Source organism: Rhodoferax potami, assembly GCF_032193765.1.
GTDB classification, from domain to species: Bacteria; Pseudomonadota; Gammaproteobacteria; order Burkholderiales; family Burkholderiaceae_C; genus Allorhodoferax; species Allorhodoferax potami.
Genome location: NZ_JAVBIJ010000001.1, coordinates 204,950 through 224,930, shown reverse-complemented (window position 1 = coordinate 224,930; position 19,981 = coordinate 204,950). Strand labels below are relative to the sequence as shown.

The following is a 19,981-nucleotide window of genomic DNA, read 5'->3' as shown; positions in this document are numbered from 1 at the left end:
TTAGCACGGCGGCGGCACCCGGCCCTGGCCACGGAGCCACAATAGCGCTATGCCGCCTACTGCCCCACCTTCCTCTGCGCCGGTCGTCAGCGCATCGCACATGCTCCGCACACACCACATCAGTCTTGCACTGGTGATAGGGGGCGTGACTCTGGCCTTGTTGCTCGGGAGTTGGGCGGAATACAACCGCCAGAAAAGGGCCCTAAGCTGGGCACTCAGTGCCCAAGGTGAGCAGCTACAAACCGCACTCAACGGGCCGCTGGATGCCGCACGCCAGCATGTGGCCGGCATGCGCCAGAGCGCCGAGCGCAACCTGCGCCAAGCAGGTTTTGTGGATGCCAGCCTGGCCGAGCGCCTGGAGCGCCGCAACCTCGCGCCACTGCGGGATGCGCCTTGGGACCGGATGCCGCAAGACCTGGTCAAAGACATGGGTTCCATCCATGTGAACCCCAGCGCAGGCGGGGATTACCGGCGCGAGCTCAATGCCCCTTTGGGGGCGCTCGGGCAGGTCGTTGCCGCCCACAACACCCAATCCCGCTTGGTGTGGAGCTATTTTTACGATGCGCCGCAGCGCTGGCGCTGGGTGTACCCCGCGCAATCGCGCGATGAGGTGTTTGCCGCCACCGGCAAATCCGACATGGGCACCGCGCTCGCCGTGTTCTGGGAGGCACAAGGCGCCCGCCCCGTAGAGGCAGCCGGCCCAACCCGCAACCCGCAAAAAGAACCGGTCTGGACCCTGCCCCATACCGACACGCTCAAGGGCATTCCGGTGGTGTCTGTGCTGGCGCCGGTGTACGCCGGCAACGCCTATGTAGGCGTCATGGGAACCGACTTGGCAGTCGACGCGCTCAACGCCGTCATGCAACAACACCCGCTGACGCTGGGCCAAGCCTGGGTCATCGACACCGAAGGCCGCACCCTGGCCGCCAGCGACAGCAAAGCGGCGCTGCCTGCGGGCCCCTACACCACCGAGGCCGGCTGGCTCCGGTTCGCGTTACGGGGCTCGCCCTTCAGCCTGGTGATTTACCAGCCGGCGGAAGCCGTGGCATCGCAAGCACTGAGTAAAACCTGGCCCATGATGTTGACCGGCCTCCTCGGGCTGCTGGCCACTGCAGGCACTGCGCTGTGGCTGAGCCGGCGCTTTACGCAGCCGGCCTTGCAGTTGGCCGACTATGTCCAGAACGCCGAGGGGCCCAACATCAAGCGCCCACCCAAGGTACCGGCCCTGTGGAAGCCCTGGTTTGTGCGGGCAGGACGCGCCGCCATCGACCGGCGGGACCAGCTGATGCACCACCACCAACGCAGCAGCCAACTGGAAAAGCGCGTGGCACAGGTCGAGGCTCAAGCCCGCACTAGTGGCAGCACCAACGACAACCACAGCAAAATCTAAATGCATTCGCCCGAGCTTCGGGCTCTCAGGGAAACACGCTTTGAAGAAAATTGTGAACCTCCTTTTGGGGGTTGTGGGCTGCGCCACGCTGTATCTGCTCTTGTGGCCAGTCCCGGTGAGCCCCGTGGCGTGGGATGCGCCCACTGCACCCGGCTATCAAGGCGCCCACGCCGTCAACGATCGGCTAAGCGGTTTAAAAATGATCGACCTGCGCGGCGAAGTGGGGCCGGAACATATCCAGTTCGGCCGCGACGGCAAGCTCTACACGACGGTGGCCAGCGGCAATATCTTGCGCATGGAAGCCGATGGCAGCGCGCAGCAGGTGTTTGCCAACACGGGTGGCCGCGTGCTCGGTTTTGACTTTGATGCAGAGGGCAACCTGATTGCGGCGGATGCGTTCAAAGGGCTGCTGTCCATCGCGCCGGACGCCAAAGTGACCGTGCTCACCGACACGGTGAACGGCGACCCGATCCGCTATGCAGATGCGGTGGTGGTCGCTCAAAACGGCAAGATGTATTTCAGCGATGCCTCCACCCGCTTTGCACCCAAAGACTGGGGTGGCACCTTCGAGGCAAGCCTGCTCGACATCGTGGAGCAGTCCAGCACCGGTCGCGTTCTGGAATACGACCCTGCCACCAAAGCCACCCGCCTGGTTGCGACCGGCTTGAGCTTTGCCAACGGCGTGGCACTGAGCCGGGACGAACAGTCACTGTTTGTGAACGAAACCGGCAAATACCGGGTCTGGAAGATTGCGGTCAGCGCCCATCAGCTCGACGTGCGCAGCCTTGACACCCACACCCCAGGCACCGCACAAGCCCGGGTGCTGCTGGACAACCTGCCCGGCTACCCCGACAACCTGATGCGCGGCCTGGACGGAAAAATCTGGCTGGGTTTTGCCAAGCCCCGCAACGCCACCATCGACAACTTGTCGGCCATGCCATGGCTGCGCAGCCTCACCCTACGCTTGCCGCGTGCGCTGTGGCCCATCCCCAAGGCCTACGGCCATGTGATCGCCTTCACTGAGGACGGAAAAGTAGTGGCCGACCTGCAAGACCCGAGCGGCAGCTACCCCGAAACCACGGCGATTACCGAAACCAAAGACCGCCTGTATGTGCAAAGCCTGCACGCCCACGGGCTGGGCTGGCTGCCCAAGTAAAGCGCTTACTGCACGAGACCGGCTGCAACCGCCGGCGGCTCGCGCTTGGCAGTGACCGCGCTGCCCGCTGCAGCACCCATGATGAACACGATGGCCCACCACTGCTGGGCACTGAGTTGCTCATGGAGCAACATCAGACCTAACAAGGCCGCCACCGCCGGCTCCATGCTGGTCATGATGCCGAAGGCCTCTTGCGGCAGGCGCTTGAGGGCCACCATCTCCAGCGAGATAGGTAGGGCGCTGGAGATCGCGGCCACCACCAGCCCGATCAATAAAACATGTGGATCCAGCAGGGCTGCACCCGCGTGCCAGACTCCGAAGGGCACCACGGTGATGGCGGCCACCGTGAGCCCCAGTGCCACCGAGTGGCCTGCGTGCAAATGGCCCACCCGCTTGCCGAACACGATGTAAGCACCCCAAAACGCGGCGGCGGCCAGGGCATAGAGCACACCGGTCACATCCAGCGACTGCACGTTGCCGCCGAACGGCAGCAATAGGCCCAGACCCGCAATCGCCAGCGCCAGCCACACAAAGTCCACCGGCTTGCGCGACGAATACAGCGCCACCGCCAAAGGCCCCGAAAACTCAATCGCCACTGCAATGCCAAACGGAATCGTGCGTAGCGACATGTAAAACAGCAAGTTCATCAGCCCCAGCGCCACGCCGTAACGCAGCAGTGACATGCGGTCGGCCGGCGCCAGTGCCCAGCGCCAGGGCCGCCAGATCAGCAAAAGCAGCAGCGCCGAAAAGCCCACGCGCAAGGCCGTGGTGCCCAGGGACCCGACCACGGGAAAGAGCTGTTTGGCGATCGACGTGCCCAGCCCCAAGGCGGTGACAGAACCCAAAACCGCCAACAAAGGCAGCACATGATGAAAGCGGTGTGAAGACATGCCTTGACGATAACCGCTGCAACTCGGGTATAAACCCGTCTCCCAAATTCAATACCAAGGCCCGCGCCATGACTGCCCTGCTCGACTGCATCGAACTCGAATCCGCCCCCAACCCCACGGCCGCCGTCATCTGGATGCACGGGCTGGGCGCCACCAGCGATGACTTTGCAGGCCTGGTGCCCGAGCTGGACTTGGACGGTTGCCAGCCTATCCGCTTTGTGTTTCCGCAGGCGCCCAGCATCCCGATCACCATCAACGGCGGTTATGTGATGCCCGGCTGGTACGACCTGTATGGCATGGACCTGGTAAGCAAGCAGGACGCGGCGGGCATCCAGCGCTCTGAGGCGGCGATTGCGGCCTTGGTGGAGCGCGAAGTGGCCCGTGGCATCGCGGCCGATCACATCGTATTGGCGGGTTTTAGCCAAGGCTGCGCCATGGCACTGCACACCGCGCTGCGCCTGCCACACAAAATTGCGGGTGTGATGGCCCTGTCCGGCTACCTGCCGCTGGCAGACCGCTTTGCCACCGAGCGCAACGCCGCCAATGCGACTACCCCCATCTTCATGGCCCACGGCACCCAAGACCCGGTGGTGATCTTGAAGCGCGGCGAAGACTCGCGCGACGCACTGGCCGCCCTCGGCCACCCGGTGCAGTGGCACACCTACCCCATGCCGCACAGCGTGCACCCGCGTGAGATTGCTGACATTGCCGCCTTTTTGAAGCAGGTGCTGCCCGCGTGATGGAGACTGCTCGCCCCCTCGTGCTGGGCATTGACTTCGGCACCTCGAATTCCGCCTGTGCACTGATTGACGCGCAAGGCGCCTTGCAGGTGATCCCGCTGGACGGCGCCAAGGCCGAGATGCCCACCGCCCTGTTTTTTGCCAGCGAAACGCATTCCGTGCTCTATGGCGCAGAGGCCATGCAGGCCTACCTGAATGGCACAGAGGGGCGCTTGCTGCGCTCGCTCAAAAGCCTGATGGGCAGCCGCCTGATGGACGAGTACACCGCCGTGGGCGACAAGAGCATCCGCTTTTTTGACATCGTGGTGCTATTCTTCAAAGAGCTCAAGCGCCGCTGCGAAGCCCATGTGGGCCAGCCCCTGACCCACGCCATGCTGGGCCGCCCGGTGCACTTTGTGGACGATGACGCCGAGCGCGACCAGCTGGCGCAAGAAACACTGGGCCGCGCCGCATTGGAGGCCGGCTTCACCCACATTGCCTACCAGCTCGAACCGATTGCCGCTGCGCTGGACTACGAGCAGCGCGTAGCCAAAGAGACCACCGCGCTAGTGGTCGACATTGGCGGCGGCACCTCCGACTTCACCGTCATTCGCCTCAACCCCGAGCGCAGCGCGCAGGGCGACCGCACCGCAGACATTCTGGCCACCACCGGCGTGCACATTGGCGGCACCGACTTTGACCGCTTGCTGGACCTGACCACTGTGATGCCCCACTTGGGCTACAAGCACGTGGGCACTGGCGGGCGCATTGTGCCCAGCAGCGTGTTTTTTGACCTGAGCACTTGGCACCTGATTCACCAGGCCTACACCCGCAAGTCCATGCACTTTGCCAAAGAGCTGTGGACCGACTACACCGACCAGGCGCTGCACCGCCGCCTGATGGATGCGCTGGAAGAGCAGCACGGCCACCGCATGCTGGCCAGCGTGGAAGCCGCCAAGATTGCCTGCTCCATCAGCGGTGATGGCGCGGTGGTGAACCTCGACTTTCTGGACCGGAGCCTGGCCCCCACGGTGGATGCGGTGAACATGGAAGCCGCCCTGCACGCCTCACTAGCGCAGGTGGTGCAGTGCGCCCAGGACTGCGTGGCCGCTGCGGGCTTAAGCGCGGTGGACGCGGTGTACCTGACCGGTGGCTCGTCCGCACTGCGCACCTTGATAGCAGCGCTTCGCGCGGCCATGCCTCAAGCCACGCTGGTGGAAGGCAACCGCTTTGGCAGTGTAGCCGCCGGGCTAGCGTGGGCGGGTGCGGTACACCCGTATTGATTTGCTATTGATTTAGGAGCTACTCGCGCATATTCCATGAGCGCAAGCGGCACTTTTCATCTAAAAATAAGCAGCACAGGCGGCGCGTGCTGCACGGTGGGTAGCCGCCAGTAATTCCTATGTACGGTATCGCACATACACCGGCCTGAAAAGGCGGTAGGGTCTGCGCGATCGCATTTGAATTACAAAGAGGTTTTACCCATGGATAGCCTCTTCCGGCCGGACGAAAACCGGCTACTCGCTACGCTCCCCCCGAAGAAGTAAACCGCCTGCTCCCGAATCTGGAGTTGGTCACCCTGCACCTGGGGCAGGTCATGGCAGATGCCGGGCAAGCGCCCACGCACGCGTACTTTCCCACCACCGCCATAGTGTCGATGGTGTATGTCACGGAGAACGGCGACTCTGCGGAGATTGCCGTGATCGGAAACGATGGGGTCGTCGGTATCTCGCTGTTTCTGGGCGGGGACCGCACGCCGGGCTGCACCGTGGTCCATAACGCGGGGCAAGCCTACCGCTTACCATCGCGCCACCTCGCGGCGGAGTTTGAACGCCGCGCAGTGGTGATGCGGCTTTTGCTGCGCTACACCCAGGCGCTGGTCACCCAGATCACGCAAACCGCAGTGTGCAACCGGCACCACCACCTAGAGCAACAGCTGTGCCGCTGGCTGCTGCTGAGGCTGGAGCGCTCGGTGACCGACGAGTTGACGGTGACCCACGAAATCATCTCAACCCTGCTGGGCGTGCGGCGTGAAGGCGTCAGCCACGAGGCGCGCAAGTTGCAGGTGTCGGGGCTGATCCGCTACCGGCGCGGCAGGTTGCGGGTGTTGGACCGCGAAGGCCTGATGCGCGTCGTATGCGAGTGCTTTGGGGTGGTTCACAAGGAATACGAGCGCCTGCTGTCGGCCCCTGATGCGGGCCAGGGGCCCCGAGCGCATCATTCGTCCTGATGGCCGCAGGACGCGTTCGGCCCAGCTTCTCTTTCTCTTTCACTCTGTTTTGATAGGTCTCGTTATGGCACTGATCCATTTGATTTACACCAGCACCTTGGTGCAAGGCGGGCCGGAGGTGCTGGCTGACATCCTTCACACTGCGCAGCACATCAACCAATTGCGCGGTATCACCGGCATGCTGCTGCACGCCAACGGCAGCGTCTTGCAGGTGCTGGAAGGCGAGGAGGCGGAGGTGAGCACCACCTTCCAATCCATCGAGCGGGATACCCGCCACCGGGATGTTTTCGTGTTGTCCCGGCAAGGCATTGCAGAGCGGCAATTCGGCGCGTGGACCATGGGCTTGCGCAACTTGACCGCCACAGAGCTCCGGGAGTCCCCCAGCGCGGGCCAGGTGTTTGATGCCAACAAACATGAAATCGCCACCCGCGTGCAGCCCGGTGCTGCATTGGCCCTGCTGGTGTTTTTTGCACAAGGGGTCGAAGTGCCTGACTGATACCGGCACCCTCTGCGGTGGATGTGGAACACCCTCACGGTACAAAGAATGGACCCCGGGCGAAGTAGCCATCGTCCAGATCGTCGGAGTCGCTATCGAGGATAGGGACATTGCGCCTTGGCCGGGGCCGCTTAGGCGGCGCCTCGTCGGGCGGGGTGTGCAATTCCGCAGCCGATGGCCCTTGCGGGCGGTTGAGAGGCGATGGGGTAGCGGGCGAGTCCATGCCTCATTGTGCGGAGGCGAACATCGGCGCACTGTGCGCTACAACACATACAGCTGCTTTTTTCACGAAGGCATTTTGCTACTTATTTGATAGCTACTAGCGCATATTTTTCGGGCGCTAGTGCTCGCTTATAGCAATACTTCCTGCAATGTAAGGCTGTGCGTTTAGTTCAGCGCCTCGCTAGGGCCGAAGAACTCAAAGTGGCGCCGCTCCGTGGGGAGTCCGTGGTCCGCCAGCGCCCGGTTGATGCACTGCATGAAGGGCTTGGGGCCGAGAAAGTAGGCATCGGCATCTGCCGGCACCCATTGTTGGATGTGCGCCAGGCTGGGGCGGCCGGAGGCAACGCCTTCGGTGGCACCCTCCTCATAGGCCAGGTGCAGCGTGAAGCGGGGGTGCTTGTGCGCCCAGGCAGCGAGTGTTTCTTTGAACGCTTGCACTTCGGGGTTCCGTGCGTAGTGAATAAACACAACATCCCGCTCGCCTTGCTCCAAGGCCGTTTCTGCCATGGCCAGGGTGGGGGTGATGCCCACTCCGCCGCTGATCAGGGCCAGCGGTGCGGTGCCGGCCCCCAGCACAAACTCGCCCGCGGGTGGAAACACCTCAAGCACCACGCCTACCTCGACCTGGCTGTGTAGGTAGTTGGACACCACGCCCTTGGGCTCGCGCTTGACGCTGATGCGCAGGGTGCGGCCATCTGCCTTTTGCGAGAGAGAGTAGTTGCGACGCACTTCCTGGCCATTGATTTGCAACTTGAGGCCCAGGTACTGGCCGGGCTGGTAGTTCAGCACCGCGCCACCATCAACCGGGGCCAGCACGAAAGAAGTGATTTCTGTGCTTTCCACCTTCTTCTCGATCACCGCAAACTGACGCGCACCGCCCCAGCCGCCGGGCGCAGCGGCGTTTTGGGCGTATTGCGCACTCTCTGCGCCGATCAGGATGTTGGCGAGTTGCCAGTAGGCGGCGCCCCAAGCCTCGATCACCGCATCGGTGGCAATGGCTTCGCCCAGCACCTCGCGGATGGCGCGCAGCAAGCAGGTGCCCACCATGGGGTAGTGCTCCGGCAGGATTTGCAGCGACACGTGCTTCTGGATGATTTGCGCGGGCAACTGGCCCAAAGCGCCCAGGTTGTCGATATGGCGTGCGTACTTCAGCACCGCATTGGCCAAGGCGCGCGCTTGGGTACCTTGTTGCTGATGCGTCTGATTGAACAGGGCGCGGACTTCCGGGTACTCGCTCATCAAGACTTGGTAAAAGTGGGTGGTCAGCGCCTCGCCGCCCGTCTCCAGCAGCGGGACGGTGGCTTTGATTTTGGCGGTGTGTTCAGTGCTCAGCATGTGCTTTCTTTCTTGTGGATGTTCGGGGTTTGGTACGGCTGATCAATTGCGGCGCGGGTCGTGGTCATAAAACTCGATACAGACCTTGACCGCTCCCACCGGCTGCACAAAATGCGGGCTCAGGGGCGTCACATAGCCCGGCGTCTGCGCATCGAGTAGCTCGACCTTTCCGGTGTCCAGGTGGGTCAGCCGGAGGCTGCCTTCCTTTACGCGGATCACGCCCCACACGTCTTTGGCCGTGTTGTGTTCTTTCTGGAGCGCGGCGGGCAAGTTGTCTTGGGTGAAGTCCACCGTCACGCGGTAGGGGCCGGCCTCTGGGGGCGTCAGCTCTGTGGTGCTGGCGTGCCATGGGTAGGGTGAAGGGTTGCTTGCAGGGCTAGCACCGCCGAGCTCTGCGGCCAGGCTGTGGTTCACGTCGCGGTGGTGGGCTTCATCGGCGCGCACTGCCAGCACGACATCGCGCAAGGTGGCCGACGGGGGCAAGCCCCAGTACTGGCGGGCAATCGCCGGTGCCGGAATATTGGCCACCCGGCCCGCATCGATTTCGGCAAGGTAGAGCGTGTAGCTGACCACCGCCTCCTCCTCAAAATAACCGACCAAGCGGTGGGCGGTGCGGGGGCTGATGAGATACAGCAGCGAAAAGCCGAGGTAAAAAACCCACTGCACGGTCAGGATCACGACGCGCTCGAACAAGGTGGGTTGCGCCACTTCGATGAAGGTCATCAAGTGCATGCGCTCGTTCTCGGCCTCTTCCATCAGCGTGCGGATCCAACCTTTGTCGTTCTCCATTCGGCGCAGGCAACGCAGATGGGTGAGCGTGGCGCCGACCATGCCGGGCACGGCGGCTACGGTCTCCAGAACGATGGCGCGGTGGCCATAGCGCTTGGCAAAAAAGGTATCGGCACACCAACGCAGCAACTTGGTCACCGCCAGTGCAAAGCGGTCGGATGCAGCACCGGGCGCATGGTGAACAGACAGATCAATCGGGGGCGTAGAGAACGACATGGGGGCTCCAGGGTGAAGGTGGGTTTTGTGGATTGCGGCTGCAGGGCGCTTAGCGCTCAACACCTAGCGCGGGGTGTTGGAATCAAACAGGGCGTATTGCAAGCTGGTGGCGATCTGGCTGGCCTTGTGGACAAACAGCTTGGCGTGCTCTGGCGCAAACAGCGCGTGTGTGGTCTGCGTCCACAGCTCCAGCCAACGCGTGAACATGGCGGGGGTGAGCACGTCCAGATGCGTGGCATGCATTTGCACCGGCTTGCCGTGGTAGCGGCCGGACGACAGCATCACGGAGGACCAAAAGGCGCTCATGTGACCGAGGTGCTCTGCCCAGTGCCCTTCGGGTATTGCGCGGGCAAACACCGGGCCCAGCGATTCGTCTTCCCGAACGCGGGCATAAAAAGTCGCGATCAAGGTCGAAATGCCGGCCTCGTCCAGAGCGAAAGGTGGGTGTGTTTCAGCAATGAGCATCACAAGTCTCGTTAAATGATGTATCTTGGATGCCAGTTTATCTAGGAATCAATAAACATGCAAATGAAATACCTATTTAATTGGAGGCTTCCGTGCGCCTAACCCAGTTTTCTGACTTTGCCGTTCGCGTCATGCTCTACCTCGCTGCCCACACAGAACGGCTGTGTTCCGTGGGGGAGATCGCGGGTGCCTATGAGATCTCTGACAACCACTTGATGAAGGTGGTCAGCAAGCTCGCGGCCGAGGGCTATATCGAATCTGTCCGGGGCCGCAACGGGGGCATCCGGCTGGGCCGCCCCGCCACAGAAATCAACATTGGCAAACTCATTCGCTACACGGAGGGGCACATCGACCTGGTGGGCTGCGCGCAATGCAAACTCAACGGGGTCTGCAAGCTACCCGGCCCGTTGGACCTGGCGCTCGCTGCATTCTTCGGTGTGCTGGAGCGCTACTCGTTGGCCGACGTACTGGGCACCCAAGACGGCATACGGATGCTGCGGCAACTGTCCTCGCTGTCGCGCGGGGAGGCCCTGACGCCGGTAGACCCGACGGCGGACTGAGCCAGCAGCGGGTACGCTCACCCGCCTTGATTTGCTATTTATTTAGTAGCTGCTAGCGCATATTTCACCTGCGCTAGCGGCACTTTTTACCCATAAGAAGGCTTGTCAAAGAGCAAGCCGCAGCTTGCTCACCAGCCGTACAAAGCGCGCACTCTGCAGCGCTAACAAAGCCTCACGCGCAACCCAACGTACGCCCTGCACTTCTTCCCACTGCGGGCTCAAGGGCGCAGTGGCATCGCCTCGGAACAGGTACAAAAAGTCGTGGTGCAGATGCGCGCCCTCGCCTTTGGCCGGGTTGGCCGGGATGGCGTGGCTGTCGATGTCGATCAGCGGCGGATCGAGGGCTTGGTCCTGAGCTCCGCACACCTGAACGCCCGTCTCTTCCTCCACCTCCCGCGCCGCAGAAACGTCCAAGCGGTCCAGCCCTTCGTGGTGGCCGCCGGGCTGTAGCCAGCGGTTCAGGGTGCGGTGGTGGATGAGCAGCACCTTGTCGGACGCCCTGTCATAAAACAAGCCGCTGGTGGTGATGTGGCCTTGCATGTTGGCCCGTGAAAACGGGTCTGCGGACGTATCGGCCAATTGATCAGCGATGGCTTGCAGGTCGGTGGCCTCGGCGGGAAAGCTGGCAATGTACTTTTCCAGTTCAGCTTGCGCGTGGGCCCGGAGTTCGGCCGGGGTGGCCAAGGATTTATGCCGCATGGGGGTCTCCCAAAGCCACTTGCAGCATCTCAATAAACACCCGCGTCTTGGGTGGCATGAGCTTGCGACCGGGGAAGACGGCTGAGACAGGCATTTGCGGAAAACACCACTCGGGCAACACCCGCACCAGCGCGTGGCGGCGCAGATCGGCTTGGGTGAATACATCGGGCACTGCGCCTATGCCGGTGCCGGCCAGCACCAGGCGCAACAACAGGTCCGGCGCGTTGGCCGCAAAGCGGCCGGGGGGTAGCGCAGTCCATGCTTGCTCGCCATTCACCAAGCGCCAGGGCAGGGGCTCCCCGTTGCCGCCCAGCAAGCGCACCGCCTGGTGCTGCAGCAGGTCTTGCGGTGTCTGCGGTGTGCCGTGTTCGGCCAGGTATTGGGGCGAGGCGTACAACCCGGTGGACATGAGGCTCAGGCGCCGCGCAGCCAGCAGGCTGTCGTCCGGCAAGGCGCCGATGCGCACCGCCACGTCAAAACCTTCACCCAGCAGGTCTACCCGGCGGGCCGATAGGTCCAGCTCCAGCGAGATGCCGGGGTACATGGCCACAAACGCACCCAGCATGTCGGCCAAGAGCAAGTGGGCAATGTCTGCCGGCATGGACACCCGCAGCCGCCCGGTGGGCGTGGCCTGGCGGCGCTCGCTCAGGGCGGCTACAGCCTCTACCTCCAGCACCACCTGCTTAGCGTGCTCGAGCAGTTGCTGGCCGAACTCGGTCAGTGTTTGGCGGCGGGTGGTGCGCAGCAGCAGGCGCTCGCCCAAGCGCTGCTCGAGGGCTGCGAGCCGGCGCGACACGCTGGACTTGGGCAGCCCCACCTTGTCGGCCGCACGGCTGAAACTGCCCAGCTCCGCCACGCGGGCAAAGATGAGCAGGTCGTTAGGGTCGATGGCGGCAGTCTGGAGTGCGCTTGATTGTTCCATAGTGACAACAATCATATCCATTTCAACGGATTTTCAGGCTGATTGATGAGGAATACAGTTCACCCATCGCAAACAACTTCCCCCTTGAAAGGAAATCACCATGTCCTCTAGCAACACCACCACTACCGCCCAAAACGCACTCAACCTCGCAGGCCGCGTGCTGTTGGCTGCCCTGTTTTTGCCAGCTGGCATCAGCAAGCTCACCGGCTTTGAAGGCACCGTGGGTTACATCGCTTCCGTCGGTTTGCCACTGCCCGCCGTCGGCGCTGTGCTCGCGCTGGTGGTCGAAATTGTGGGTGGCCTGGCGCTGATTGCCGGCTTCGGCACCCGCATCGCGGCTCTGGTGTTGGCCCTGTTCACACTGGTGGCGAGCTTCTTCTTCCACGCTTTCTGGGCTGTGCCGGCTGACCAGGCCTTCATGGTGCAACTGCTGTTCTTCAAGAACGTGGCAGTGGTCGGTGGCTTGTTGGCCTTGGCCGCCAACGGCGCCGGTGGCTGGAGCCTCGACGCACGCCGCGAATAAAACCCGGTACAGCTCGGTCCGGCACGCCGCACACAGCCCTTCAACCACAGGCCGCCTTTTGCGGCCTGTCCGTCCGTTCAACCCCAAGGAGATCACCATGACAGTTCAACAATCACGCACCATTGAGCGCCTGGTGGCGGGGCAAGCCACTTCGGATGGCGCAGGCGTCAAGCTCACCCGGGTACTGACCCAAAACCTGCAACACCGCTTGGACCCCTTCCTGATGCTGGACGCCTTTGGCAGCGACAACCCGGATGACTACATTGCCGGCTTCCCCGAGCATCCGCACCGCGGGTTCGAGACCGTGTCGTACATGCTGAGCGGCCGCTTGCGCCACCGCGACAGCGCGGGCCACGAGGGCTTGGTCACAGACGGTGGTGTGCAGTGGATGACTGCCGCGCGCGGTGTGATCCACTCCGAAATCCCGCAGCAGACCGAAGGCCGAATGGAAGGCTTTCAGCTCTGGCTGAACCTGCACAGCAGCGAAAAGATGGGCGCCCCCTGGTACCGCGACATTCAGGCGACCGACCTGCCCAAAGTCACTACCGCCGAGGGTGTGCAACTGACGGTGATTGCCGGTGAAAGCCATGGCACCGCAGGCGCTGTGCAGCGCGAGAAAACCCAACCGCTGTACCTGGATGTGCACATACCTGCCGGCAGCACCTTCAGCCAACCGCTACCCGCCACACACAACGCGTTCATTTATGTGTACCGCGGTGACGTGCAGGTGGGCGACAAGACCGTGCCCGCCCAGCGCATGGCCATCTTCCGCAACGATGCGGCCAGCGATGGAATAACCATCACCGCCAGCGCGGACGCCAGGTTCCTGCTGATTGCCGGCAAGCCGCTCAAAGAGCCCATCGTGCAATACGGCCCCTTTGTGATGAACTCGCAGCAGGAGATTTATCAGGCGCTAAGCGATTTCAGGGATGGGGTCTTGGGCGAGCCGTCAGCTGCCTGAATGCCGCCTTGCCCTAAGCTAGGGGCATGACCGACCCCAAAACCCCTACCGCCACGCGCCCCATGGTCAACCTCGCCCTGCAGGGCGGAGGCTCGCACGGGGCATTCACCTGGGGAGTGCTGGACGCCTTGCTCGAAGACGGCCGGCTGGACTTTGAAGGCATCAGCGGCACCAGTGCCGGCGCGATGAATGCGGTGGCGCTGGCCCACGGCTTTGCGCAGGCCGAGGGTAAATCACGCAAGGTGGCCAGAGACAGTGCCCAACAGTCGCTGGCAGATTTTTGGGAAGGTGTGGTCAACATGGGCGCGCTCAGCAGCTCGCTGGCAGGCGCCCACAAGGTGCCGTTTGACTTGCTGTTTGGCGGGCTTTCCGCCCTCACCGGCTCGGCATCCCCCAGCCAGATCCTTTCTGACGCGGTCACCAGCTTCTGGACGCAAGCGGTATCGCCCTACCAAAGCAACCCGCTGGACATCAACCCGCTACGCGACTTTTTAGAGCGCCAAATGGACTTTGAGCGCCTGGCCGCCTACCCAGCGCTCAAGGTGTTTGTGGTGGCCACCAAGGTGCGCACTGGCAAGGCCGAGATTTTTTCAGGTAAGCGGCTCACCGCCGATGCGGTGATGGCCTCCGCCTGCCTGCCCACCGTGTTCCAAGCAGTAGAGATTGAGGGCGAGCACTACTGGGATGGCGGCTACGCCGGCAACCCCGCCATCCACCCCCTCATTTACGAGTGCAAAAGCCCGGACGTGATGCTGGTGCAGATCAACCCCATAGAGCGCCACAAGCTGCCTACCACGGCGGCCGGCATTCTGGACCGCTTGAACGAAATCACCTTCAACTCAGCGCTGATTGCCGAGATGCGCGCTATCGACTTTGTGAAGCGCCTGCTAGCCGAAGGCAAGCTGGACCCGGCGCGCTACAAAAATGTGCTGATGCACCGCATTGATGGCGGCAGCATTCTGGAGGGCTACCCGGCCTCCACCAAGTCAGACACCGACGCCAAGCTCATCCACACCCTGCGGGACCTGGGCCGCGCGTCTGCCAAAGAGTGGCTGAAAAAACATGTGACCTCCATCGGGGTGGAGTGCAGCATCAACATCGCCGCCGACTACCTCGACGACCTGCGGGTGCCCACCCCGGGCTGACGCAAAAAACCCCGCTGCATCACCGGTACACCGGCAGCACAGCGGGGTTGTAAGCCGCCACCCAGGGGCAGCGGCAATCACCAACCGTTAGCTCACACGAGGTCGAAGCGGTCCAAGTTCATCACCTTGGTCCATGCGGCCACAAAGTCGCGCACAAACTTGGCTTCTGCGTCGTTGGTGGCATACACCTCGGCCAGCGCCCGCAATTGCGAGTTCGAGCCGAACACCAAGTCCACCACAGTGCCGGTCCACTTCAGGGCACCGGTTTGGCGGTCACGGCCTTCGAGCACGCCAGCGTCAGTCGCTTTAGTCCACTTGGTACCCATGTCGAGCAGGTTCACAAAGAAGTCGTTGCTCAAGGTTTCAGGCCGGGTAGTGAACACACCGTGCTGCGCTTGGCCCACGTTGGCATTCAGGGCACGCAGGCCACCGACCAGCACTGTCATTTCGGGTGCGCTCAGGGTGAGCAACTGCGCCTTGTCGAGCAGCAACTCGGCGGCCACACCTTCGAGGCCTTGGTGGGTGTAGTTGCGGAAGCCATCAGCCACCGGCTCCAGCACTTGGTAAGCCTCCACATCGGTGTGCTCTTGCGAGGCATCCATACGACCCGGGGCAAAAGGCACGGTGACGGCTTGGCCCGCCTTTTGAGCGGCAGCTTCCACTGCAGCGCTACCGGCCAACACGATCAAGTCTGCCAACGAGATCTTCTTGCCACCGGTTTGCGCGGCATTGAAGGCTTGCTGAATCGCCTCTAGCTTGGCCAGCACCTTGGCCAGCTGCGCAGGCTGGTTGGCCGCCCAGTCTTTGGCCGGAGCCAGGCGGATGCGGGCACCATTGGCACCGCCGCGCTTGTCGCTGCCCCGGAAGGTTGAGGCTGAGGCCCATGCAGTGCTCACCAGCTCAGAAATGCTCAAGCCGGAGGCCAGCACCTGGGCTTTGAGGGCAGCCACATCAGCAGCATCCACCAGCGCATGGTCCACGCCGGGAATCGGGTCTTGCCAGCTCAGCACCTCGGCAGGCACCAGCTTTCCCAGGTAACGGACACGGGGGCCCATGTCGCGGTGCGTGAGCTTGAACCAGGCACGGGCAAACGCGTCGGCAAACTCGGCCGGGTTCTGGTGGAATCGGCGCGAGATTTTTTCGTACGCCGGGTCCATGCGCAACGACATGTCGGCCGTGGTCATCATGGGCGGGTGCTTCTTGGATGCATCGTGCGCATCCGGAATCATGTGCTCGGGTTTCACGTTTTTGGCGACCCACTGGTGCGCGCCTGCGGGGCTCTTGGTGAGCGCCCATTCGTAGCCGAACAACATGTCGAAGTAGCCGTTGTCCCAAGTTGTGGGGTTGGGCTTCCAGGCGCCTTCAATGCCGCTGGTAGTGGTATCCACACCTTTGCCGCTGCCGAGCTTGTTGATCCAGCCAAAGCCTTGTTCTTCAATGCCAGCCGCTTCGGGCTCGGGGCCCACCAGGGTCGGGTCGCCAGCACCGTGCGCTTTGCCGAAGGTGTGGCCGCCGGCCACCAAGGCTACGGTTTCTTCGTCGTTCATGGCCATGCGGGCAAAGGTTTCGCGCACATCGCGGCCGCTGGCCACGGGGTCGGGCTTACCGTCCGGACCTTCGGGGTTCACGTAAATCAGGCCCATTTGCACGGCAGCCAGCGGGCTCTCGAGCTTGCGGTCACCGCTGTAACGGCTGTTTTCTTTGTCGCTGGTGGCGAGCCACGCTTTTTCGGCACCCCAGTAAATGTCTTGCTCGGGTTCCCAGATGTCTTCACGACCACCGGCAAAACCGAAGGTCTTGAAGCCCATGGATTCGAGTGCCACGTTGCCGGCCAAAATCATTAAATCTGCCCAAGAGAGCTTGCGGCCGTACTTTTGCTTGATGGGCCACAGCAGGCGGCGTGCCTTGTCGAGGTTGCCGTTGTCCGGCCAGCTGTTGAGCGGGGCGAAGCGTTGGCTGCCGGAGCCGGCGCCACCGCGACCATCCGCCGTGCGGTAGGTACCGGCCGAGTGCCAGGCCATGCGCACCATCAGGCCGCCGTAGTGGCCCCAGTCGGCGGGCCACCAGTCTTGGGAATCGGTCATCAGCGCGGTCAGGTCTTGCACCACAGCGTCGAGATCGAGCGTCTTGAATTCTTCGGCGTAATTGAAGTCTTCCCCCATGGGGTTGGAGGCGGGAGCATGCTGGTGCAGGATGCCCAACTTGAGCTGGTTGGGCCACCAATCAGTATTCGACGGCGCGGCTGCGCGGGCATTGGTGCTGCGCGCTGCGTGGGGGAAAGGGCATTTGGCTTCAGTGGTCATGCAAGTCTCCTGTGAGGGTGGTGAAATCGATCTGGTTTGCAGTTTAGTTTTTACCTATCAACCTTGCCAATTGGATTGCCCAATAGCACCGATAGTGATTTTTATAGGCCACACACTGCATACACTCCCCGCATCCTCCACTGAATAAACGCCCCTTGCAAGCTCTGCTCTCCACCATCGCCACGATGGAACTCCCCTCCGATGCCTGCCGCCTGTTTCATGGCCGGGGCGGCCTGTTCCCCGGCAGCGAATCCTGGTCGCTGGACTGGTACCCACCGGTGCTAGTCGCCACCAGCTTTGCGGCTACAAGTGAGGCGGAGCTCGCGGCGCTGGGCGATGCATTGACAGCGCGCTGGGCCCAGATCGGCGACGGGCAGCCTCTGAATTGGGTATTTCAATGCCGTGCTGACGGCCACGCCGATACCCGCTTGATGACCGGTGTAGTGCCTGAGCCCCACGTGGTTACCGAAGCGGGCAGCCGCTACAAAGTGCAGTTGTTAAAGGGCCAGAACCACGGCCTGTTTCTGGACATGGCAGAGGGCCGGCGCTGGGTGCGCGACTATGTGGCCAGCCATCCGAAAACTTTTGCCTTCCGGGTCCTCAACCTGTTTGCCTACACCTGCTCGTTCTCGGTAGTGGCCTTGCAGGCGGGCGCACGGCATGTGGTGAATGTAGACATGAGCCAAGGCGCGCTGGCCACGGGCCAACAAAATCACCGGCTCAACGGGATTGAGAGCGGTGTGAGCTTTTTGGGGCACGATATTTTCAAGACCTGGGGCAAGATCACACGCAGCGGCCCCTACGACTTGGTTGTGCTCGACCCACCGAGCTACCAGCGTGGCAGCTTTGTGGCCACCAAAGACTATGCCCGCTTGGTGCGTCGCCTGCCCGAGTTGCTGGCGCCGGGCGGCCACGCGCTGGTGTGCCTGAATGCCCCCGAGCTGGACACCGCCTTCCTGCAGGGGCATATGCAAGAGCAAGCACCTGGCCTGGAGCTGGTGCAGCGCCTGCCCAACCCGGCGGCATTTGCCGATATTGCGCCGGAGCGGGCCCTCAAGGTATTGGTCTACCGCATGCCGGAAGGCTGAAACCGCTCAGGATGCCAAGGCGCTAGTCAAAGATCTCGTGCAACCACGACTTCTTGCGGCTCTGCGGGTAGCGCTTGTGCTCGTGAAAGTCAGAGTCTTCAAAATCGCGATGCCGCGGCGCAGACGGAGGGCGTGCCGCCGGCATGGCCTGCACTGGGGCGGGGCCGGAGGCTTTGTCCAGCAGCTTGTCGAGCTCGCCTCGGTCCAGCCAGATGCCACGACAGGTAGGGCAATAGTCAATCTCGACGCCTTGCCGCTCGGTCATCACCAAGGTGCTGCTGGGACAATGGGGGCATTTCATAGGGAACTCCTTGCTTCAAAAATTCAATGGTGCGGGCAGTGCGCCCGCTTTACAGAACAAACCCTGCGCCGGACAAAATCAGCCCGCCAGCACCCAGGCCGGCTAAAAACTTGGCGTCACGCGTATTGCGTTCGGAATACTCATGCCACGCCGCATAAAGAATCGGCATCGACAGCGCCAGGCTGATCCACTCCAGCGTCAGAAAATCGTCACCCATTAATTCACCTCAAGAGTTGGCTTGGCCAGTCGTGTGCGGGCAGGCTTTCTCTGGCGGTCCATAGTTCGCGTCAGGGCGCGCACCAAGCGCTCCAAACCGTCATCCAGTGCGGTGCGCCAATCGCTCGCCAGCGAAGAAATCACCAGCACCCCCGACTTCTCGGTTTTCACTTCCAACAAGCAATGCTTGTCGACGCCGCCCTTAGGGCCATTGATGTCGGTGAACATGACTTTGGTCCGCGGCACGGTGGCCCCCAGCCTGCGCAAGACAAACCGCACCCGCTCCAGAGCCTCTTGGCGCAAAGTGCTGCCAGTTGCATGTCGCGATTCAAAAATGACTTGCATAAAAAACTCCTTGCTGTGAATGAGCCTCTACCTTAAGCACGAGAACATTCCGCAAAAAGCAGATAATTTCTGATCCAAATTCCCGTAAATACAGAATATGAGCACCAGCTTCAACTACAAGCACCTGTACTACTTTTGGGTGGTGGCCAAGGAGGGCGGCATGTCACGGGCGGCCGACAAGCTCGACATGGCAGTGCAAACCGTGAGCGCGCAGGTCCGCGAACTGGAGCGCTCGCTGGGTTATGCCCTGCTCAAACCCGCCGGCCGCGGCTTGGTGCTCACAGATGCGGGCCAGACCGCTTTGCAACTGGCCGACCAGATATTCCAGATCGGCGAGAACTTGCCCGAGCGGGTGCGCGAATCAGCCAGCGCGCCGTCGATGCGGCTGGCTGTGGGCATATCAGACGGCTTGCCCAAGCTGGTGGCGCGCCGCCTGTTGCAACCGGTCATCAGCGAGCCGACCCTGCGCTTGATCTGCCACGAAGGCGAGCTTGACGAGTTGTTGGGGGACTTGGCCTTGCACCGGCTGGACGTGGTGTTCTCTGACCGCCCTGCTCCGGCCAACCCCAACATCAAGCTCTACAGCCACGCCATGGGGCAGTCGCCCATGGCGTGGTACGGCACCCCGACATTGGTGCGCGGCGCCGCAAGCCACTTCCCCCAGTGCCTTGCCAGCACCCCGGTGCTGCTACCCACAGCCCACACCGCCGTGCGGGCCCGCCTAGACCACTGGTTTGAGCAACAGGGCGTTCGCCCGCGCATCGTGGGCGAGTTTGAGGACAGTGCGCTGCTCAATACCTTCGGGGCCAGCGGCATGGGCATTTTTCCGGCAGCAGAATGGGCTGAGCAAGACTTGCTTGCCAACTATGGCGTCGAACGACTGGCTCCCTGCGAAGGCGTGACCGAACATTTCTTTGCGGTGGGCACCGAAAAGAAAGTCCAGCACCCCTTGGTGCAGCGGGTGCTGGATGGCCTCGCCTGAACCCTCAGTTTTTTACGGAACGTTATTC

At 62.4% G+C, this 19,981-nt stretch carries 22 protein-coding genes; 12 read left to right on the top strand and 10 right to left on the bottom strand.

What is annotated here, in order from left to right:
• The first annotated feature begins 100 nt into the window (after window positions 1-100).
• Window positions 101-1,390 carry a cache domain-containing protein gene (locus tag RAE21_RS01085; protein ID WP_313879750.1) on the top strand — a complete coding sequence of 430 codons (1,290 nt, stop codon included), beginning with the start codon at window positions 101-103 and terminating at the stop codon, window positions 1,388-1,390.
• Between the two features lie 52 nt (window positions 1,391-1,442).
• Entirely contained in the window at window positions 1,443-2,546 is a 1,104-nt protein-coding gene (locus RAE21_RS01080) for an SMP-30/gluconolactonase/LRE family protein (RefSeq protein WP_313879749.1), read from the top strand.
• A gap of 5 nt (window positions 2,547-2,551) precedes the next feature.
• On the opposite strand, the gene RAE21_RS01075 is transcribed toward RAE21_RS01080, so the two are convergent.
• Entirely contained in the window at window positions 2,552-3,436 is an 885-nt protein-coding gene (locus RAE21_RS01075; RefSeq protein WP_313879747.1) for an EamA family transporter, read from the bottom strand.
• A 68-nt stretch (window positions 3,437-3,504) separates the two neighbouring features.
• Here RAE21_RS01075 and RAE21_RS01070 point away from each other — a divergent pair, with 68 nt between their 5' ends.
• From RAE21_RS01070 to RAE21_RS01055, 4 genes are all read left to right on the top strand, one after another.
• Complete coding sequence (locus RAE21_RS01070) at window positions 3,505-4,176, top strand: alpha/beta hydrolase (RefSeq protein ID WP_313879746.1); 672 nt, start codon at window positions 3,505-3,507, stop codon at window positions 4,174-4,176.
• Window positions 4,176-5,438, top strand: coding sequence for an Hsp70 family protein (locus tag RAE21_RS01065; RefSeq protein ID WP_313879745.1), 1,263 nt, complete (start codon window positions 4,176-4,178; stop codon window positions 5,436-5,438). The genes RAE21_RS01070 and RAE21_RS01065 overlap by 1 nt, the downstream gene beginning before the upstream one ends.
• Before the next feature lie 287 nt (window positions 5,439-5,725).
• Entirely contained in the window at window positions 5,726-6,385 is a 660-nt protein-coding gene (locus RAE21_RS01060) for a Crp/Fnr family transcriptional regulator (RefSeq protein WP_313879744.1), read from the top strand.
• 64 nt (window positions 6,386-6,449) lie between these two features.
• Complete coding sequence (locus RAE21_RS01055) at window positions 6,450-6,881, top strand: BLUF domain-containing protein (RefSeq protein WP_313879743.1); 432 nt, start codon at window positions 6,450-6,452, stop codon at window positions 6,879-6,881.
• 387 nt (window positions 6,882-7,268) lie between these two features.
• Here the strand turns inward: RAE21_RS01055 and hmpA are convergent, their stop codons facing one another.
• From hmpA to RAE21_RS01040, 3 genes are all read right to left on the bottom strand, one after another.
• A complete protein-coding gene (gene hmpA, locus RAE21_RS01050; protein WP_313879742.1) occupies window positions 7,269-8,438 on the bottom strand; it encodes an NO-inducible flavohemoprotein in 1,170 nt (389 codons plus the stop codon).
• Between the two features lie 42 nt (window positions 8,439-8,480).
• On the bottom strand, window positions 8,481-9,443 hold the full coding sequence (locus RAE21_RS01045) for an alternative oxidase (RefSeq protein ID WP_313879741.1): 963 nt from the start codon (window positions 9,441-9,443) through the stop codon (window positions 8,481-8,483).
• A gap of 63 nt (window positions 9,444-9,506) precedes the next feature.
• Window positions 9,507-9,908, bottom strand: a complete 402-nt coding sequence (locus RAE21_RS01040) for a group III truncated hemoglobin (RefSeq protein ID WP_313879740.1) — start codon at window positions 9,906-9,908, stop codon at window positions 9,507-9,509.
• 92 nt (window positions 9,909-10,000) lie between these two features.
• Between RAE21_RS01040 and RAE21_RS01035 the strand changes: the two genes are divergently transcribed.
• Window positions 10,001-10,468 (top strand): RrF2 family transcriptional regulator, encoded by a 468-nt coding sequence (locus RAE21_RS01035; protein ID WP_313879739.1) that lies wholly within the window; start codon window positions 10,001-10,003, stop codon window positions 10,466-10,468.
• A 105-nt stretch (window positions 10,469-10,573) separates the two neighbouring features.
• On the opposite strand, the gene RAE21_RS01030 is transcribed toward RAE21_RS01035, so the two are convergent.
• Together RAE21_RS01030 and RAE21_RS01025 are read right to left on the bottom strand one after the other, a co-directional pair.
• Window positions 10,574-11,167: an NUDIX hydrolase gene (locus RAE21_RS01030; RefSeq protein WP_313879738.1), complete on the bottom strand. Its 594-nt coding sequence runs from the start codon at window positions 11,165-11,167 to the stop codon at window positions 10,574-10,576.
• Window positions 11,157-12,104, bottom strand: coding sequence for a LysR family transcriptional regulator (locus RAE21_RS01025; protein WP_313879737.1), 948 nt, complete (start codon window positions 12,102-12,104; stop codon window positions 11,157-11,159). Before RAE21_RS01025 ends, RAE21_RS01030 begins: the two co-directional genes overlap by 11 nt.
• A gap of 85 nt (window positions 12,105-12,189) precedes the next feature.
• Between RAE21_RS01025 and RAE21_RS01020 the strand changes: the two genes are divergently transcribed.
• The 3 genes from RAE21_RS01020 (at window position 12,190) to RAE21_RS01010 (ending at window position 14,718) form a co-directional block, all read left to right on the top strand.
• Entirely contained in the window at window positions 12,190-12,612 is a 423-nt protein-coding gene (locus tag RAE21_RS01020) for a DoxX family protein (RefSeq protein WP_313879736.1), read from the top strand.
• A 97-nt stretch (window positions 12,613-12,709) separates the two neighbouring features.
• Window positions 12,710-13,573, top strand: a complete 864-nt coding sequence (locus RAE21_RS01015; protein WP_313879735.1) for a pirin family protein — start codon at window positions 12,710-12,712, stop codon at window positions 13,571-13,573.
• Between the two features lie 26 nt (window positions 13,574-13,599).
• Complete coding sequence (locus RAE21_RS01010) at window positions 13,600-14,718, top strand: patatin-like phospholipase family protein (protein WP_313879734.1); 1,119 nt, start codon at window positions 13,600-13,602, stop codon at window positions 14,716-14,718.
• A 92-nt stretch (window positions 14,719-14,810) separates the two neighbouring features.
• Here RAE21_RS01010 and katG read toward each other — a convergent pair whose 3' ends face one another.
• Window positions 14,811-17,021: a catalase/peroxidase HPI gene (katG, locus tag RAE21_RS01005; RefSeq protein ID WP_313879733.1), complete on the bottom strand. Its 2,211-nt coding sequence runs from the start codon at window positions 17,019-17,021 to the stop codon at window positions 14,811-14,813.
• A gap of 155 nt (window positions 17,022-17,176) precedes the next feature.
• Here katG and RAE21_RS01000 point away from each other — a divergent pair, with 155 nt between their 5' ends.
• On the top strand, window positions 17,177-18,109 hold the full coding sequence (locus RAE21_RS01000) for a class I SAM-dependent methyltransferase (RefSeq protein ID WP_313879732.1): 933 nt from the start codon (window positions 17,177-17,179) through the stop codon (window positions 18,107-18,109).
• Between the two features lie 22 nt (window positions 18,110-18,131).
• Here the strand turns inward: RAE21_RS01000 and RAE21_RS00995 are convergent, their stop codons facing one another.
• The 3 genes from RAE21_RS00995 to RAE21_RS00985 are packed head-to-tail and all read right to left on the bottom strand — an operon-like array spanning window position 18,132 to window position 18,971.
• Entirely contained in the window at window positions 18,132-18,410 is a 279-nt protein-coding gene (locus RAE21_RS00995) for a TFIIB-type zinc ribbon-containing protein (RefSeq protein WP_313879731.1), read from the bottom strand.
• Between the two features lie 49 nt (window positions 18,411-18,459).
• Window positions 18,460-18,627, bottom strand: coding sequence for a hypothetical protein (locus tag RAE21_RS00990; protein ID WP_313879730.1), 168 nt, complete (start codon window positions 18,625-18,627; stop codon window positions 18,460-18,462).
• Entirely contained in the window at window positions 18,627-18,971 is a 345-nt protein-coding gene (locus RAE21_RS00985; RefSeq protein WP_313879729.1) for an HPF/RaiA family ribosome-associated protein, read from the bottom strand. The genes RAE21_RS00990 and RAE21_RS00985 overlap by 1 nt, the downstream gene beginning before the upstream one ends.
• 97 nt (window positions 18,972-19,068) lie before the next feature.
• Between RAE21_RS00985 and RAE21_RS00980 the strand changes: the two genes are divergently transcribed.
• Entirely contained in the window at window positions 19,069-19,953 is an 885-nt protein-coding gene (locus RAE21_RS00980; protein WP_313879728.1) for a LysR family transcriptional regulator, read from the top strand.
• Window positions 19,954-19,981 lie beyond the last annotated feature (28 nt).